Source organism: Scardovia inopinata JCM 12537 (assembly GCF_001042695.1).
Lineage (GTDB): Bacteria > Actinomycetota > Actinomycetes > Actinomycetales > Bifidobacteriaceae > Scardovia > Scardovia inopinata.
Genome location: NZ_AP012334.1, coordinates 824009 through 840344, shown reverse-complemented (window position 1 = coordinate 840344; position 16336 = coordinate 824009). Strand labels below are relative to the sequence as shown.

Here is a 16336-nt window from a genome sequence, read left to right as displayed (position 1 = left end):
TTAGGCGGAAAAAGCGTGCCGCAATCTGTCAAAGAAACCTTTTTGCTCTTTTCCCCGGGGCTGTGAAGACTGGCTGGGACTATAATCGTCGTCTTTCTGTTTACGGGCAAAGTCCTCCATCAATTTCTTCTGGGCGGAGTCCAGGCCGTTGGGAATGGAAATCATTAAGTGAACGATGATTTTTCCTCTTTTACCGGAATCTTTCAGATTAGTGACTCCTAGATTGTCTAGGGAAATGGTTGATTCCTGTTGAGATCCTGCAGGAATGTGAACAGTTTGAGGCCCATCAAAAGTATCAATACTGGTTTCATGACCCAGAACAGCCCAAGTCATAGGGACAGTAATCCAGCAATGCAGGTCATCATCACGGCGGGTAAAGCGTTTATCGGGCTTAATACTGATATCAACATACAAGTCTCCGGCAGGGCCGCCGCCTTCTCCCACTTCCCCTTGGCCAGACAGACGCAGGCGGGTCTCATCTTTCACTCCAGCGGGAATATTGACCCCTACAGTCCTCTGAATGCGAACACGTCCGTGGCCGTTACATGTATGGCAAGGATTTTCAATGATTGTTCCATGCCCCTGGCAGCGATCACACGGTTGAGTAGAAACCATCTGTCCCAGGAGGGTCCGTCGGACAGTCTGGACGTTTCCGCTCCCATGACACTGGGGACATGTCACCGGCTCAGCCCCGTCGGCAGTTCCGGATCCTGAACAGTCCGGGCAAACAGACCAGGTGCGAATATCGACATTCTGAACACCGCCAAAGACAGCTTTCTCCAGGTCAATAGCAACAGATGTCAGGGAATCCCGACCTGGCTGAGTTCTAGGTATAGGGCCTGAAGAACCCGCAGATCCAAAAGCTCCCCCAAAGAAGGTGCTGAAAATGTCGGACATGTCATCGAATCCTCCGGCAGAAGAAGAATAGCCTGTCTGAGGATTCAGAGGGTCAACCCCTTGATCATACATCTGCCGTTTGTCTGTATCAGACAGAACTTCGTAAGCCGTATTAACCTCTTTGAATTTCTCTTCAAACTCCTGACCGGCAATGTCAGGATGATACTTGCGGCTCATCTTGCGATATGCCTTCTTAATCTCATCCTGGCTGGCAGAACGATCTACCCCCAAAACCTTGTAATAATCTGTCACTGTAAAACTCCTCAAATGTATTTGCCCTATTGTGCCACAAGGACCCTATGTTCTTACCTGTCTACCTGTGTGTTTGCCCGCCTGCCGGCACTCCCTCACTGCTTGTGCACAGTCTCAGCTCCTGTCGGTGAGGTAGCGGGTTAAATACTGGGCCACAGCCTGAACAGCCGACATGGTCATGCGGTAATCCATATGAGTAGGACCAATCGAGCCGACAAAGGCAATGGAGTCATGCTCGTCGATCTTATCCTGATCGGAAGCAGAAGGATAATCCGGGTTCAGAGAATCAGAGTCAGGGTGAGCAAGCCCGTAGCCTGCTGTCACAATAGCCGTATGCAGCAACTCAGGCGAATGCGTTTCCGACCCAATGGCAACTCCCACTCCCGTGCCCCCGGATTCCTGGGCTGCGGCAGCCAGATTATCCATCAGATGCATAATGACAATCTGCTCTTCCAGCGCGTCTAAAAGGGAAGCAATATTTTCCACCTGACTGTGTCTTTCATGCGCCAGCTGAGCCGCTCCTGTGGTATACAAGGAATAGGATTCGCTATCATGCGCCAGATCCTCAAAAATAGAAACAAGGTGAGAAATGCAGTCCCTGACTGCGGCGGACAGTCGGCGGATGTCTGCAGGGTCTTTCGGATCCATAGCCTGCAGGCAGTCACGCAGAATAATCTGCTGGTGGACCTGAAGAGCCTGAGCGGAGTGTCTCAGGGAGAGATTACAGCAGTATGAGTTCACCACCTGAGTCAAACAGGAAAGAAAATCATCCCGGCGAGCCAATGAACTAGTTAGGGTTCTCTGTTCTACTCCTCCGGTATCGGTGATGATAACAGTCAATATAGTATCTGTTCCCAGGCGGATAAACTCACATCGGCGAAGGCTGGACCGGGTAATGGCTGGAGTGGCAACAACGGCTACTTGGCCAGTAATCTGAGCTAGCAGACGGGCTGACCGGTGGAGAACATCATCTATGCTGACAGACCCCTTAAGAAAGTCTTCGATTGCCCTCCTCTGCGGACGGGACAGGGGAACAATGGTAGAAAGCTGGTCAACAAAATACCGGTACCCTTTCTCTGAGGGGATGCGGCCGGCTGAGGTATGAGGTTTGATCAGGTAGCCTTCATCTTCCAGACTTGCCATGTCATTACGAACAGTGGCAGAGCTGACGGCAATATGGTGGCGGGAGGCAACGCCGGAAGAACTGACTGGCTCCTGGGTGCGGATATAGTCCTCCACCACAGCCTGCAGAATTTTCATCCGCCTTTCTTGGGCCATATAAGATCCTTTCTGCCTCGCGATGATTCATTCGATGGCTCATTCGATGATTCATTAATGAACCACATGTAGTTTCTCCTTTAGTTCTAGCACTCCTTGCTTACGACTGCTAATTTTCTCCTTCTTTTCTTGCTCCCAACGAAAAAAGAAAGCCAACACTACCCCTTGAAATGGTCTGTAATCGCTTATAGTATTGAAGGGTCACAGGCATGGAACGCGCAGACGTTCATGCCATAACCAATTGGAAGGAAAGTTGATCACTTATGGTCGATTTTGAATGGACTGACTTGGACGAGCGGGCCGTGAAACTCGCAAAAGTTCTCGCCGCTGACGCCGTAGAAAAGGCAGGACACGGACATCCCGGATCCCCTATTTCTTTGGCCCCTATCGCTTACACTTTGTATCAGAAGTTTATGAAGCATGATCCTAACGATCCACAGTGGGAAGGCCGCGACAGATTCATCTTGTCGGGCGGACACGCTTCACTGACTCAATATATTCAGCTCTATTTTTCCGGTTACCAGTTGACTTTGGACGATCTTGAGCATTTCCGCACCATGGACAGCATCACTCCCGGACATCCGGAGTATGGTCTGACCCCTGGTATTGAAGTCACGACAGGCCCTCTGGGTCAAGGCGTAGCAACCGCTGTTGGTTTCGCTTACGGCCAGCGTTTCCAGAGGAACCTGCTGGATCCTGACGCTCCTGCAGGTACTTCTCCCTTCGACCACAAAATCTGGGTGATCTGCGGTGAGGGTGACGTTGAGGAAGGTGTTTCCAGCGAGGCCAGCTCCCTGGCGGGCAACCAAAAGTTGGGCAACCTGACTGTTATTTTCGATGCCAACCATATTCAGATTGAGGGCGACAGCAAGATCTCCTTTGCCGAAGATGTTCTGGAACGCTACAAGGCCTATGGATGGTATACCGATGAATTCAGTTTCGTCCAGCCTGACGGTTCTTACAAGGAAGACGCTGAAGGCTTTGCCCGGGTCCTGGAAAAGGCTGAGCAGGTCACTGACAGGCCAAAGTTCATTAAGGTAGATACCCTCATGGCCTGGCCTACACCGGGAAAGACCAACAACGAATCCGCTCATGGCTCTAAGCTCGGTGCCGAAGCCGTTGCAGGTCTGAAGGAAGCTTTGGGTTATGATCCAAAGCAATCCTTCCAGATTGACCAGGAAGCTCTGGATCATGCACGCAAGGTTGCTGACCGTGGCCGCAAGGCTCATGAAGAGTGGGATAAGAAGTATCAGGCCTGGAAGCAGGCAAATCCCGATAAGGCTGCTCTTCATGACCGTATTCATGAAGGAAAGCTTCCTGAAGAGTTCGACAAGGCCATTGATGACCTGGAAGCAACATTTGAGGTAGGCTCTTCCGTAGCGACCCGTAAAGCTTCCGGCGCCGTAATCAACGCTTTGGCTCCTGTTATGCCTGAACTCTGGGGTGGTTCTGCTGATCTAGGCGGCTCCAACAACACCGTGATCAAGGGTGCAGACTCCTTTGCTCCCTCTGCCTTTGCCACCAAGACCTGGCCTAACGTTTCCGAGGGCGGCCGCATTCTTCACTTTGGTGTTCGCGAATTTGCTATGGGTGCTATCACCAACGGCATCCTCCTCGATTCCGATACCCGGGTTTTCAACGGTACCTTCTTCCAGTTCGCCGACTACGAACGTCCTGCTGTTCGTCTTGCTGCCCTGATGAATGTTCCTAATATTTATGTGTGGACTCACGATTCTGTGGCTCTGGGCGAAGATGGTCCTACCCATCAGCCTATTGAACATCTGACCGCTATGCGGGCCATTCCTCAGCTTGATGTGGTTCGTCCAGCAGATCAGTACGAGACAGCTGAAGCTTACCGCTACACCTTCGAGAAGGAAGATACCCATCCCACTGCTCTTATCCTGACCCGTCAAGGGGTTCCAACCCTGGCTGAAACCAAGGATAAGGCTAAGGACGGCGTTCGCCGCGGTGCTTATGTTCTGGTTGACACGGAGGGAACTCCCGATGTCATCCTTATGGCTACCGGTTCTGAGGTTCAGCATGCGGTTGCTGCTGCTAAGACCCTGGCCGATGAGGGAATCAAGGCCCGCGTAGTATCTGCTCCCAGCTTGGAATGGTTTGAAGAGCAGGATGAGGACTATAAGGAATCCGTCCTGCCTGCAGCTGTTAAAGCCCGCGTATCTATCGAAGCAGGTCTGGCTATGCCCTGGTACAAGTATCTGGGTACATATGGCAAGGCTGTTTCTATCGAACAGTTTGGCCTGCAGGGTAACGGACAGGACAACATGAAGGCTCTGGGCATTACTCCTGAGCACCTTGTTGAGGCTGCCAAGGAGTCCCTGGCTCAGGCTCGCGCCTAACCCTGGCCTATACCTGTTTGAATCTGTACCCTTTACAGTACAGATTTCATTCACCAGTACAGTTTTATAGATAAGTTTTAGGGCTCGCGCCCTAACTGCCCACAATTACCAAAAGGAGTTATTCAATGGCAGAAAATGTACATACCCAAAAGACCAGTGATTCTGGTGTTTCCATCTGGCTCGACGATTTGAGCCGTTCCCGCATTGAATCCGGAAGTCTGCAGGAGCTCATTGCCACCAAGAACGTTGTTGGTGTGACCACCAATCCTTCCATTTTCGCCAAGGCCCTGCACGAAGTTGGACCTTACGATGAGCAGCTCAAGCAGTTGGGCAAGGTGAACGTGGAAGATGCTGTCCGCGAACTGACAACTACCGATGTCCGCAATGCAACTGATATCTTCCGCGAGATTGCTGAATCCACCGACTATGTCGACGGACGTGTCTCCATTGAAGTTGATCCTCGTCTTGCTCATGAAACTGAAAAAACTGAAGAGCAGGCTGAGCAGCTGTGGAAGAAGGTTGACCGCCCCAACGCCATGATCAAGATTCCCGCAACCCTCGAAGGTCTGCCCGCAATCACTGCTACCCTGGCTAAGGGTATTTCCGTCAACGTCACCCTGATCTTCTCCCTGGAACGGTATGAGAAGGTTATTGACGCCTTTATTGAAGGTATTGCCCAGGCCGATGCTAATGGCCATGACCTCAAGCATATTGGTTCTGTTGCTTCCTTCTTTGTTTCCCGTGTCGATACCGCTGTAGACAAACTCCTGGAAGCCAACGGCTCTGCTGAAGCTAAGGCTCTGGAAGGCAAGGCTGCAGTTGCTAATGCCCGCCTGGCTTATGAGCTCTTCGAAAAGAAGTTTGCTGAAGATCCTCGTTGGGCTGCCCTTGAAGCCAAGGGTGCCAAGCGTCAGCGTCCTCTCTGGGCTTCTACCGGCACCAAGAATGCTGCTTATTCCCCCTGCAAGTATGTAGATGAACTGGTCGCTCCTGACGTGGTCAACACCATGCCTGAAAAGACCCTCAACGCTCTTGCCGAGCAGGGTGATGGTGCTCCTTCCATTGCTGGAACTTATGAGGAGAGCCATAAGGTCATGGAGCAGCTTGCTGCTTTGGGCATCAACATTAAAGATGTCACCGATAAGCTCGAGGCAGACGGTGTTGCTCAGTTTATCAACTCCTGGGATTCAGTCCTGGCTGATGTGCAGGCAGGAATTGACCGCGTAAACGGCTGATTCTGGCCCAATTTAGCCTGGGGATTTGATTCTCTCGTATAAATCCCTAGGCGACTTATATAAAACAAGATCCCTGTCACTGAGCAGTTCGCCGCTGCAAAGGTGACAGGGATCTTTTTATGCCTACTTAGTAAGGCAGCTAAAAAATCTGGCTCGCGCCCCTGGCTTGCCCTACCAAGAGGGCTGAAGAAAGAAAGATAGAGAAATGAAGTAAAGGAAATGAAGTAAAGGAAATGAAGTAAAGAAAAAGGAGGAATCATTCTGATTCCTCCACTGTGTGACTTGCAACCTGGACGGTTACTCAGCCCAGATTGTATTTTGCCATAAAATCAAGCCCAATAATAATAGCAACCCAGATCAGGGTAACAATAACGGTTATGCGGTTCAAATTCTTTTCTGCGACACCGGAAGTACCAGCGTTCTGAGTAATGCCGCCGCCAAACATATCTGACAGGCCGCCTCCCTTGCCCCTATGCATAAGAATCAGCATAGTGAGGATAAGACTGAGAATCACCACGATAACTTCGAGCGTGATTTTAAGAGCGTGCATACTCAATTCCTTTCAAACAGGTACCTTTAGTAATATACACCACGTACAGGAAGATTTCGACGTGTTTACCGACCAGCTCGAACCCTGGCAGCTTTTTGGGTCAGCCGAATAATTTTAGAGAATTCTTCCGGGTCCAGGGAAGCTCCTCCCACCAGAAAACCGTCCACATCATGTGCCTGGTTCATCAGATCCATAGCGTTCTGAGAGGTAACAGATCCTCCGTATAAGATGGGAACTGTTTGAGCAATCGAGGCGCCATAAACTTTCTGAAAATGATCCCTGATAGCTTTAGCGGCATCTTGTGCTGCCTGGGCTGTAGCTACCAGACCGGTGCCAATAGCCCAGACTGGTTCATAAGCAACCAGCATCTGCTCAGCTTCTTCTTTGCCTAGATCTCGAGTAATATCATCAACCTGACCTACAGCATAATTAAGCTCAATCCCCCGGCGTCGCTCGGTTATGCCCTCCCCTACGCAGAGAATGGGATGCATACCGGCTGCCAAAACCGCCCTGACCTGATCAACCAGGTTGGCATCATCATCCGGATGATACTTGCGCCTCTCGGAATGCCCCACCAGAACGTAAGTACAACCCAGCTGAGCCAACATATCAGCCGATACATCACCGGTGAAGGCTCCCTGAGAGGTCACTGAAACCGTTTGAGCTCCATAGGAGATAGGAAGTTGATCGGCCTCAACTAAAACCTGTACGCTCCGAATCGAAGTGAAAGGAGGGGTAATAACTACCTGACAGGATGAATAATCAAAATGAGCATCGCGCAGAAGCCAGGCAAGTTTTTGCACAAAATAGGTGGCTTCCAGATGATCCAAATTCATCTTCCAATTACCGGCAACAACAGGCGTGCGCATAGGACCCCCAACAGATGGTAGTTATATGAAGAATGACAAGCATACAAAGCTATAAGTATAAACAATAAGTAAGTATATGTGGCAACGAATTGTTTATGAAAAACCTGCTTTATAATGGCTGCCGCTTACAAAGCCTTACAAAGCCTATCAGCAGCCGAAATAAAGCAGGTTATTTCTCTGATCAGAAACTTTTACTCCAGGACACTCAGGCCAGGAAGAGTCTTGCCTTCCAGGAATTCCAGGGAGGCACCGCCTCCGGTGGAAATGTGGGAGAATCCTGCCTCATTGAAGCCTAGGCGACGTACAGCAGCAGCAGAGTCTCCTCCGCCAACAATGGTGAAAGCTCCAGCCTTGGTAGCATCAATCAGACCCTGAGCAACAGCTGCGGTTCCTTTGGCGAACTCGGGGAATTCAAATACTCCCATAGGTCCATTCCAGACAACAGTCTTGGAATCGACAATCTTGTCGTGGAAGAGCTTCTGAGACTGTGGTCCAATATCGAGTCCCATCTTGTCTGCAGGAATTTGATCAGCAGAAACAACCTGGTAAGGTGAATCTGCCGCGAAGGTATCGGCAGCAACAATATCTACAGGAAGAACAATCTCGACATTATTTTTCTTAGCGGTTTCCAGATATTCCTTAGCCTGATCAACCATATCCTCTTCCAGCAGAGAAGTACCGGTCTCGTAGCCCAAGGCTTTAAGGAAGGTGAAGACCATGCCTCCCCCGATGACCAGGCGGTTGGCCTTATCGAGCAGGTTAGAGATAACGCCCAACTTATCAGAAACCTTAGAACCGCCTAAAACAACGGTAAAAGGACGCTCTGGATTCTCTGTAGCCTTAGACAGGGCTGCAACTTCTTTCTCTACCAAAAGGCCTGCTGCTGATGGTAGATCCGCAGCCACATCGTAATCAGAACCCTGGGCACGATGGACAACGCCAAAGCCATCAGAAACAAAGACATCACCCAGCTGAGCAATCTTCTGGGCATAAGCTGACCGTTCAGCCGCATCCTTGCTGGTTTCTTCAGGATTAAAACGGACGTTCTCCAAAAGAACAACGTCGCCGTCTTTCATAGCAGCAACCTTGGCCTGGGCATCAGGGCCATAGGTATCTGCAGCCAGGGTAACAGGAGTATTCAGGAGCTGCCCCAGACGGGTTGCAACCGGAGCCAGAGACAGGTCAGGAACGACCTTCCCCTTAGGCCTGCCCAAATGAGCCATAACAATGACTTTAGCCCCATCTTGCCGCAGTTTATTGATGGTGGGGAGGGCAGCACGAATACGTCCATCATCGGTGATTGTGGTGCCGTCCAGAGGAACGTTGAAATCAGCACGGACCAAGACACGCTTACCGGCCAAATTTCCCAAATCATTAAGTGTCTTCATAATATCCTTTCTTATGACGACAGAAGAAAAACGGCGTAAAAACGCCGTCTTCCCTGAATGTGACCTTTTTATTCTACCTCAGGGAGTGCCCTTGAAAAAGTGAGAGGGGACGTGCTCTTTACATATTTTTTTGAGACAGGGCTCTCTGTTTTTCTACCTTGTTGGACAGCTGCAGGAGCCGGCGAATGCGGCCGGCAATAGCATCCTTGGTGATAGGTGGATCGGCCAGGCGGCCTAATTCTTCCAGGCTGGCTTCCCGGTGATCCAGGCGAAGCTGACCAGCTGCCCGCAAATTTTCAGGAATATCATCGCCCAGGATCTCAAAAGCTCGGGTTACTTTTTCGCTTGCCTCCACGGCAGCTTTTGCACTTCGACGCATATTGGCATCATCGAAGTTGGCAAGACGATTCGCCTTTCCCCTGGCTTCGCTGTCCAAATGCTTTCCGCTCCATTCCCGGGCCGTGTAGTCAGCACCCATCAGAATAAGCATGCGTTCAATCACGTCGGCATCCCGGAGGGTAACTCTCACCGAGCTCATGACTTTTCGCTGGGAGGCGGAAATGCCCAGCCTGCGAGCCATATAAACCAGATCTTCAGCTGCCTCTACGCTGGGGCACATAATTTCCAAGTAAGGAGCCCGGCCAGGTTCAGACAGAACACCGCGGGAGAGGAAGGCCCCCCTCCAGGCAGCCTTAACCTGGGCGATATTGCCCTGGATGATCTCATCAGGCAAACCTTTAACGGGACGGCGACGGCGGTCAAGCATACCGGACTGAAGAGCCAGAGCGCCGCCGGAACGAAAGACACGAACTGAATACCAGTTCACTGATCCCTTGGGAAGTTCACGAATTGTCTGAACCAGTTCCGCTTCATGACCATAGACAGTGCGGATGGTATTTTGAAGCCACTTGGCTGACTGGGCATTGGAAAATTGGGTAATCACGATGACATGCCTTTGCAGGGTTCGCAAGCCCCCGCCAAAGCGGATCATAGCAGACGCTTGAGCTTTTTTGATGCTGACAGCGTCGTCTGTGATTCCTGCTAATTCGTTCTTGACCTCGTCAACCAGTGCCAAGAGTCCTCCCTTAATTATGACCTACCATGTTCCTTCATATGAAACCCCCGGCTGGTCCGGAGGCCTCCTGTGCCTTGATTTACCCTATTTCCACCTGAAGGCGACACGCCCAACACGCCTACTAACACGCCATCTTCAGCAGGTATAAAGTCTCAATCCAAACTCTGCCATTGTAACGTTACCAGGCGAACAAGAGCTCAGTTCTTTTCCCCGCCAGCGGAATTAATTCCTGCTTTATCCAATTCCCGGGCAGAGACAGTTACGTCAATCCCCTGATCGCGCAGGCGGCGGGCCATTTCCTCGCTTACCGCCACAGACCGATGTTGTCCCCCCGTGCAGCCCACCCCAATGGTGACAAAGTGTTTATCTTCACGGGAATAACCTTCAATGGCAATGAGAAGGGCCCTGAGATAGGAATCAAGGAAGTCCTTTGCCCCTTCACTGTTCAGAACATAATCACTAACCTCTTTGTCTTTTCCATTCAGGTTGCGCAGGTTGGGAATCCAATAGGGATTTGGCAGAAAGCGAACATCCACAATGAAATCAGCATCAGTAGGAGTCCCATGTTTAAATCCAAAACTGAAAATATGCACCTTGACAGTAGAAGCTCCAGATCCAACCAAATTCTCATAAATCTGAGTCGACAGCTGATGAATGCTCATCCCTGTGGTATCGATCACAATATCTGACCGCTCCTTGAGGGAAGAGAGCAGATCCCTTTCCTCATGTATGCCATCTATCAGCCGGCGGCCTTTTTGCAAAGGATGAGGACGACGAACGCTTTCATAGCGCTTGATCAGTTCGGGGTCCGAGGCATCCAAGAAAAGTATCCTGGTTTTAACCCCTAAATCATCCAGATGACTGATAACCTCAGCCAAATCTTCAAAATAATCTCGGGATCTGACATCAATGACGGCAGCCAGCTTATGAACCTGAGCTCCGGAAGTAGTCATCATATCGACCATGGGAATGAGGAATTTGGGGGGCATATTATCCACCACATACCAGCCAATATCTTCCACACAATCAGCTGCATGAGTTCTGCCAGCCCCGGACATACCCGTAATCAGGAGTACTTCAAAAATATCCTTGGGGCTGGGTTTGCCGCATTCAACTTGGTCAGACATCTCTATTTACTCCTTGTTACTTCCTTGGGAAACAAATTCTGTAAGGTGAGGGGAATCATTCCCTAGCTTAGCCGCAACCCTGGTATCTGATTGGTCTTGTATCGGATGGAGAGACTGATAGATGGCTTCAGCCTTCTTGGCCCCTACTCCCCTGACTTCCTGAAGCTCTTGCACTGTTGCCTGTCTCATGGCTTTTACAGAGCCAAAATGATTAAGTAGCCGTTTCTGGTAGGACAAACCTATGCCTTCGATGCTATCCAAAGCTGAACGAAGAGATCCCTTGCTTCGTTTTTTCCTATGATAAGTGATGGCAAAACGGTGTGATTCATCCCTCACCCTCTGCATCAGGTACATGCCCTCGCTTTGCCTCTTCATAATAAGCGGGTATTCTTCATGCGGAAGCCAGATTTCTTCTAATTTCTTGGCCAGGCCACAAACATGAACATCAGTAATTCCTAGGTCTTCCAAAGCCTGTGCAGCGGCATTAACCTGAGGCAGACCACCATCGACGACAATCAAATTAGGCTTATAGGCAAAATGACGGCGGGTCGCAGCCGAGGCAGACCCGGATGCCTGAGCCTCTTGCCTATGGTCTAAGGACTGCGAGGAAAGCAGAGTCTGGGATCTTTTCTCGTCTTCCATGCTCTGGCCTGAATCCCCGGCCACATTGCCATGCTTAAAGCGTCGGGTCAAGGTTTCGTATAAGGCTGAGGTATCATCCAGGGCTCCCTGCCCGTCGGCGCCGCGAATGGCAAAATGCCGGTACTGGCTCTTTTTTGCCATCCCATCTTCAAAAACAACCATAGATGCAACCTGATACCCTCCGCCTGAAGCATTGGAAATATCATAACATTCTATGCGCAGGGGAGCTTCAGCCAGATCCAGTGCCTGGGCAATGTCATTCAAAGCCTGGGTCCTCATTCCAATATCGGTCATTCTGCTCGCTTTGAGTCTGGCTAAGGACTGCTGAGCATTAGTCAGAGCTCGATCCATCAGGGTCTTTTTCTCTCCCCTGCTGGCAGTAGTAATAGACACAGCTGATCCCCTCAGAGAAGTGAGCCATTCCTCCAGTTCCTCTGGACGGTCAGGCTTCACAGGAAGAATGACTTCCCGGGGAACGGCTGATATAGGAGACAAAAGATCATCCCTGCCAGTCTCCTCCTGCCTGCTGCGTCTCCGCCTGGTAGCCTGAGCCCGCGACCTTGCATCGTCTGCGGTAACCTGCTGACTGGGCGCCAGGGCATCCCTGCTGGTGGAGACAGCAATAGATACCCCTTCCTCCCGTTTATTTTCTTCCATCAGGTCGGAATACACCTGTGAAATCAGATCAGCCATCAGCTGGCTGTCGTCAATATCTTCCACTCGTTCCACGCTCCAGCTGCGCTCTCCCCTGATTGTTCCTGCCCTGACAAAGAAACAGTGAACACTGGCCTCCAGTTCATCGGAAGCCAGACCAAAAATATCAGCATCGACATCAGTGTCAAAAACAACAGAATTTTGCTCTAATACGGAAGAAAGAGCAGATATCTGATCTCTGAGCCGGGCAGCTCGCTCAAAATCGAGGTCTGCACTGGCCTGCTTCATATCCGCTGTAAGCTTTTTGGCATAGGAAGGGCCCAAGCGGCCAGTGAGAATGCCCACTACCTGTTCGCACATAGCCCGATGATCTTCCAGGGAAATCCGTCCTACACAAGGGGCAGAACATTTGCCAATATAAGCCAGCAAACAGGGTCGTCCCGTTACTTGAGCCTTGTGAAAAACTGACTGCGTGCATGTTCTCACTGGGTATGCATTCAGCAGGGAGTCAAGGGCGTGCCTCATATTCCACACCTTGGCATAGGGACCAAAATACCGGGTCCCCCGCTTATTTCGATTTCTGGTCACCCAAATGCGGGGGACCTCATCACCTATGGATATAGCCAAATAGGGATACGTCTTATCATCGCGGAAGACAACATTAAAACGAGGATCGAATTCCTTGATCCAGGTGTACTCCAGAGTCAACGATTCCAGTTCAGTACCTACCAGGGTCCATTCCAGGCTGCGGGCAATCAGAACCATGGACTGGGTCCGGGGGTGAAGCCTGTTCAGAGGCTGAAAATAATTGCTCAGCCGATTGCGCAGATTCTTAGCCTTGCCTACATAAATTACCCGGCCGTTAGCATCCCGCCACTTGTAGACACCAGGCTGAGCTGGAATATCTGATGTTTTGGGCCGGAAGAGGTCCCGACTGTCCCCCAGGAGGGGGGCACCGTTCTTGTTGACTCCCCTGGCCTTCTCGGCGCCAGAAACCGAGGAAACCGGGGAAACCGGTCGGAATCCCTGCGTGCTCATGATGTACTGCCTGTATTTCCTTTCTTTTTCCTGCTTTTACCAGCAGGTGGAGTCTTCAGCATATCGCGCAGATAGCGGCCTGTCCAGCTTTTTTCATTCTGAGCAACCTCTTCCGGTGTTCCCTGGGCAACAATAGTGCCGCCTCCATCTCCCCCTTCGGGGCCCAGATCGATAATCCAGTCTGCACTCTTTATCACATCCAGATTATGCTCTATGACGATAACCGTATTCCCCTTGTCTACCAATCCCTGAAGAACAGTCAGTAGTTTGTTGACATCTTCAAAGTGAAGACCGGTAGTGGGCTCATCCAGAATGTAAATAGTCCGGCCGTCAGACCGCTTATGCAGCTCTGTTGCCAGCTTAACTCTCTGACTTTCCCCTCCGGACAAAGTAGGAGCAGGCTGCCCCAGGCGGATATAGCCCAGACCTACATCAACCAGGGTATCAAGATACCGGGCGATGGGGGGATAAGCCTTGAAGAATTGAGCCGCCTGCTCAATAGGCATATCCAGGACATCAGACACAGTTTTCCCTTTATACTGCACTTCCAGGGTTTCTCTGTTATAGCGCTTTCCATGACAGACTTCGCAGTCCACATAGACGTCAGGCAGGAAGTTCATCTCAATCTTCAACGTTCCATCCCCGTGGCAGGCTTCGCATCGGCCTCCCTTGACGTTGAAAGAAAACCGGCCTGGCCCATAGCCCCGGACCTGTGCTTCCGGAGTCTTGGCGAAGAGCTGACGGATCTTATCCCAGACTCCAGTGTATGTAGCAGGATTAGACCGGGGAGTTCGGCCGATCGGATTCTGATCCACATGGATGACCTTCTTCAGCTGGTCAACCCCTTCTACCCTGGTATGCTTTCCGGGGACAATCCTTGCCCCGTTGAGCTTATCAGCCAAAACAGGATAAAGGATCTGGTTGATCAGGGTTGACTTGCCTGAGCCAGATACCCCGGTAACGGCTGTCATAACTCCCAGAGGAAAGTCAACAGTGAGATTCTGCAGGTTATTTTCTCTTGCCCCAACAAGGGTAAGCTTCCTGGAAGAAGCTGTCACTTTTCTCCTCCTGGTTGGAAGGGGAATAGATTTGCGTCCACTGATATAGTCTCCGGTCACAGACCGCTGAGCTTTGACAAGACCGGAAGCTTTCCCTGAGTATACAACCTCTCCCCCGTGCTCGCCTGCTCCTGGCCCAATGTCAACCAGCCAATCTGCAGTTTCAATAGTTTCCTGGTCATGTTCTACCACAATCAGGGTGTTGCCCAAATCTCTCAGATTATGAAGGGTCCGAATCAGCCTCTGATTATCTCTTTGGTGCAGACCAATAGAAGGCTCATCCAGTACATACATAACTCCCACCAGGCCGGAGCCAATCTGGGTAGCGAGCCTAATTCTCTGGGCCTCGCCCCCTGACAGGGTTGCTGCTGCCCGGGACAGGGTCAAATAACTCAGTCCCACATCGTTGAGAAAGGCAAGACGGGCTCTGATTTCCTTCAAGACTTCCTGAGCAATACGGGCTGCGGCTCCTTCAAGAGTCAGGTCCTGCATCCAGCGACCACATTGAGAGACAGGTATATCGCAAAGATCAATAATAGACTGGCCCTTTATGGTTACAGCCAAAACCTCGTTTTTCAATCTTTTTCCATGGCAGACCTTGCAGGGGACTTCCCTCATATAGGCTTCGTAATACTGCTTCATGGCGTCAGAATCAGTCTCATCATGCTTGCGCATCAGGGTACGGACCACTCCCTCGAAGCCGGTAGAGTATTCCCGCATTCGTCCCCAGCGGTTCCGGTAGGCCACTTTTACCGTGAAGTTGTGTCCGTAAAGAATTGCTTCCTGAACTTTTGCCGGCAGATTCTTCCAGGAATCTGTCATAGAAAAATCCATCTCTTGAGACAACCCCTCCAACAGGTGACCGTAATAACTCATCTGCGTTTTGGAGGTGCTCCAGGGTTCAATAGCCCCCTCCTGCAGGGATTTATCCGGGTCAGGCACCACTAGGTCAGGATCTATTTCCAGCTTGTAACCTAGACCAGTGCATTCAGGGCAGGCCCCGTAGGGAGCGTTGAAGGAAAAAGTTCTGGGCTCGATTTCATCCAGTTCCAGCTCGTGTCCGTTAGGGCAGCTGCGCTTTTCTGAAAAAGGCTGCCTGCGCTGGGGATCATCCTCTTTTTTGTCGACATAATCAATGACCAAGATCCCTGTGCCCAGTTTGAGGGCTGTCTCCACAGAATCATTCAGACGCTGGCGGATTCCTTCTTTCATAACCAGACGATCGACTACTACTTCAATGGTGTGCTTCTTTTGCTTGGTCAGCTTGATAGTATCGGACAGGGAGCACAGCCTGCCGTCAATAATGGCACGGGCATAGCCGTCGGACCGCAGAGTTTCCAGAGTTTCAACGAATTCTCCCTTACGACCTCTGGCAACCGGAGCCAGAATCTGAAATCTAGTGCGTTCCGGTAATTTCAGAAGGGTATCAACAATCTGTTGAGCGCTCTGAGCCCTCACTTCTTCCCCACACACCGGGCAGTGTGGGACCCCAACACGGGCAAAAAGCAAACGAAGATAATCGTATATCTCCGTAACGGTTCCCACTGTGGACCGAGGATTGCGGTTGGTGGTCTTCTGATCAATGGAGACAGCCGGACTGAGGCCTTCAATAAAATCGACATCAGGCTTGTCCATCTGGCCCAGGAATTGCCTAGCATAAGCGGACAGAGATTCTACATACCGCCGCTGGCCTTCTGCGAAAAGGGTGTCAAAAGCCAAGGATGATTTCCCTGAACCAGACAGGCCGGTAAAAACAACCATCTGATTACGGGGAATAGCCAAATCAACATTTTTCAGATTATGTTCCCTGGCCCCCTGAATGACGATTTTTCGGTCTGCCGGCAGCTCATCCAAGGTCTGGATAACAGCACCGGGAGCAATCCGCATTTTATGAGTATTGTGCTCAATTACAG

General features: G+C 50.8%; 11 protein-coding genes. 2 read left to right on the top strand and 9 right to left on the bottom strand.

Annotated elements, in window-relative coordinates:
* A complete protein-coding gene (gene dnaJ, locus SCIP_RS03395) occupies window positions 1-1149 on the bottom strand; it encodes a molecular chaperone DnaJ (protein ID WP_006293117.1) in 1149 nt (382 codons plus the stop codon).
* Between the two features lie 114 nt (window positions 1150-1263).
* Complete coding sequence (gene hrcA, locus SCIP_RS03390) at window positions 1264-2427, bottom strand: heat-inducible transcriptional repressor HrcA (RefSeq protein ID WP_006293116.1); 1164 nt, start codon at window positions 2425-2427, stop codon at window positions 1264-1266.
* Between the two features lie 263 nt (window positions 2428-2690).
* On the opposite strand from hrcA, the gene tkt reads away from it, so the two are divergent.
* Window positions 2691-4787, top strand: coding sequence for a transketolase (gene tkt, locus SCIP_RS03385; RefSeq protein ID WP_006293115.1), 2097 nt, complete (start codon window positions 2691-2693; stop codon window positions 4785-4787).
* 125 nt (window positions 4788-4912) lie between these two features.
* Complete coding sequence (gene tal, locus SCIP_RS03380; RefSeq protein WP_006293114.1) at window positions 4913-6022, top strand: transaldolase; 1110 nt, start codon at window positions 4913-4915, stop codon at window positions 6020-6022.
* A gap of 301 nt (window positions 6023-6323) precedes the next feature.
* Here the strand turns inward: tal and secG are convergent, their stop codons facing one another.
* From secG to uvrA, 7 genes are all read right to left on the bottom strand, one after another.
* Window positions 6324-6572 (bottom strand): preprotein translocase subunit SecG, encoded by a 249-nt coding sequence (gene secG, locus SCIP_RS03375; protein WP_006293113.1) that lies wholly within the window; start codon window positions 6570-6572, stop codon window positions 6324-6326.
* Window positions 6573-6637: 65 nt separating this feature from the next.
* The gene (tpiA, locus tag SCIP_RS03370; protein ID WP_040590586.1) at window positions 6638-7441 is read right to left on the bottom strand and encodes a triose-phosphate isomerase; all 804 of its coding nucleotides are present in this window, start codon (window positions 7439-7441) and stop codon (window positions 6638-6640) included.
* A 191-nt stretch (window positions 7442-7632) separates the two neighbouring features.
* Window positions 7633-8829 carry a phosphoglycerate kinase gene (locus tag SCIP_RS03365; protein WP_040590585.1) on the bottom strand — a complete coding sequence of 399 codons (1197 nt, stop codon included), beginning with the start codon at window positions 8827-8829 and terminating at the stop codon, window positions 7633-7635.
* A 118-nt stretch (window positions 8830-8947) separates the two neighbouring features.
* Window positions 8948-9904 (bottom strand): DNA-binding protein WhiA, encoded by a 957-nt coding sequence (gene whiA / locus SCIP_RS03360; protein ID WP_006293112.1) that lies wholly within the window; start codon window positions 9902-9904, stop codon window positions 8948-8950.
* 197 nt (window positions 9905-10101) lie between these two features.
* Window positions 10102-11031 (bottom strand): RNase adapter RapZ, encoded by a 930-nt coding sequence (gene rapZ / locus SCIP_RS03355; RefSeq protein ID WP_006293111.1) that lies wholly within the window; start codon window positions 11029-11031, stop codon window positions 10102-10104.
* A 6-nt stretch (window positions 11032-11037) separates the two neighbouring features.
* Window positions 11038-13365, bottom strand: coding sequence for an excinuclease ABC subunit UvrC (gene uvrC / locus SCIP_RS03350; protein WP_006293110.1), 2328 nt, complete (start codon window positions 13363-13365; stop codon window positions 11038-11040).
* Window positions 13362-16310 (bottom strand): excinuclease ABC subunit UvrA, encoded by a 2949-nt coding sequence (uvrA, locus tag SCIP_RS03345; protein ID WP_231288020.1) that lies wholly within the window; start codon window positions 16308-16310, stop codon window positions 13362-13364. The genes uvrC and uvrA overlap by 4 nt, the downstream gene beginning before the upstream one ends.
* Between the last annotated feature and the right edge of the window lie 26 nt (window positions 16311-16336).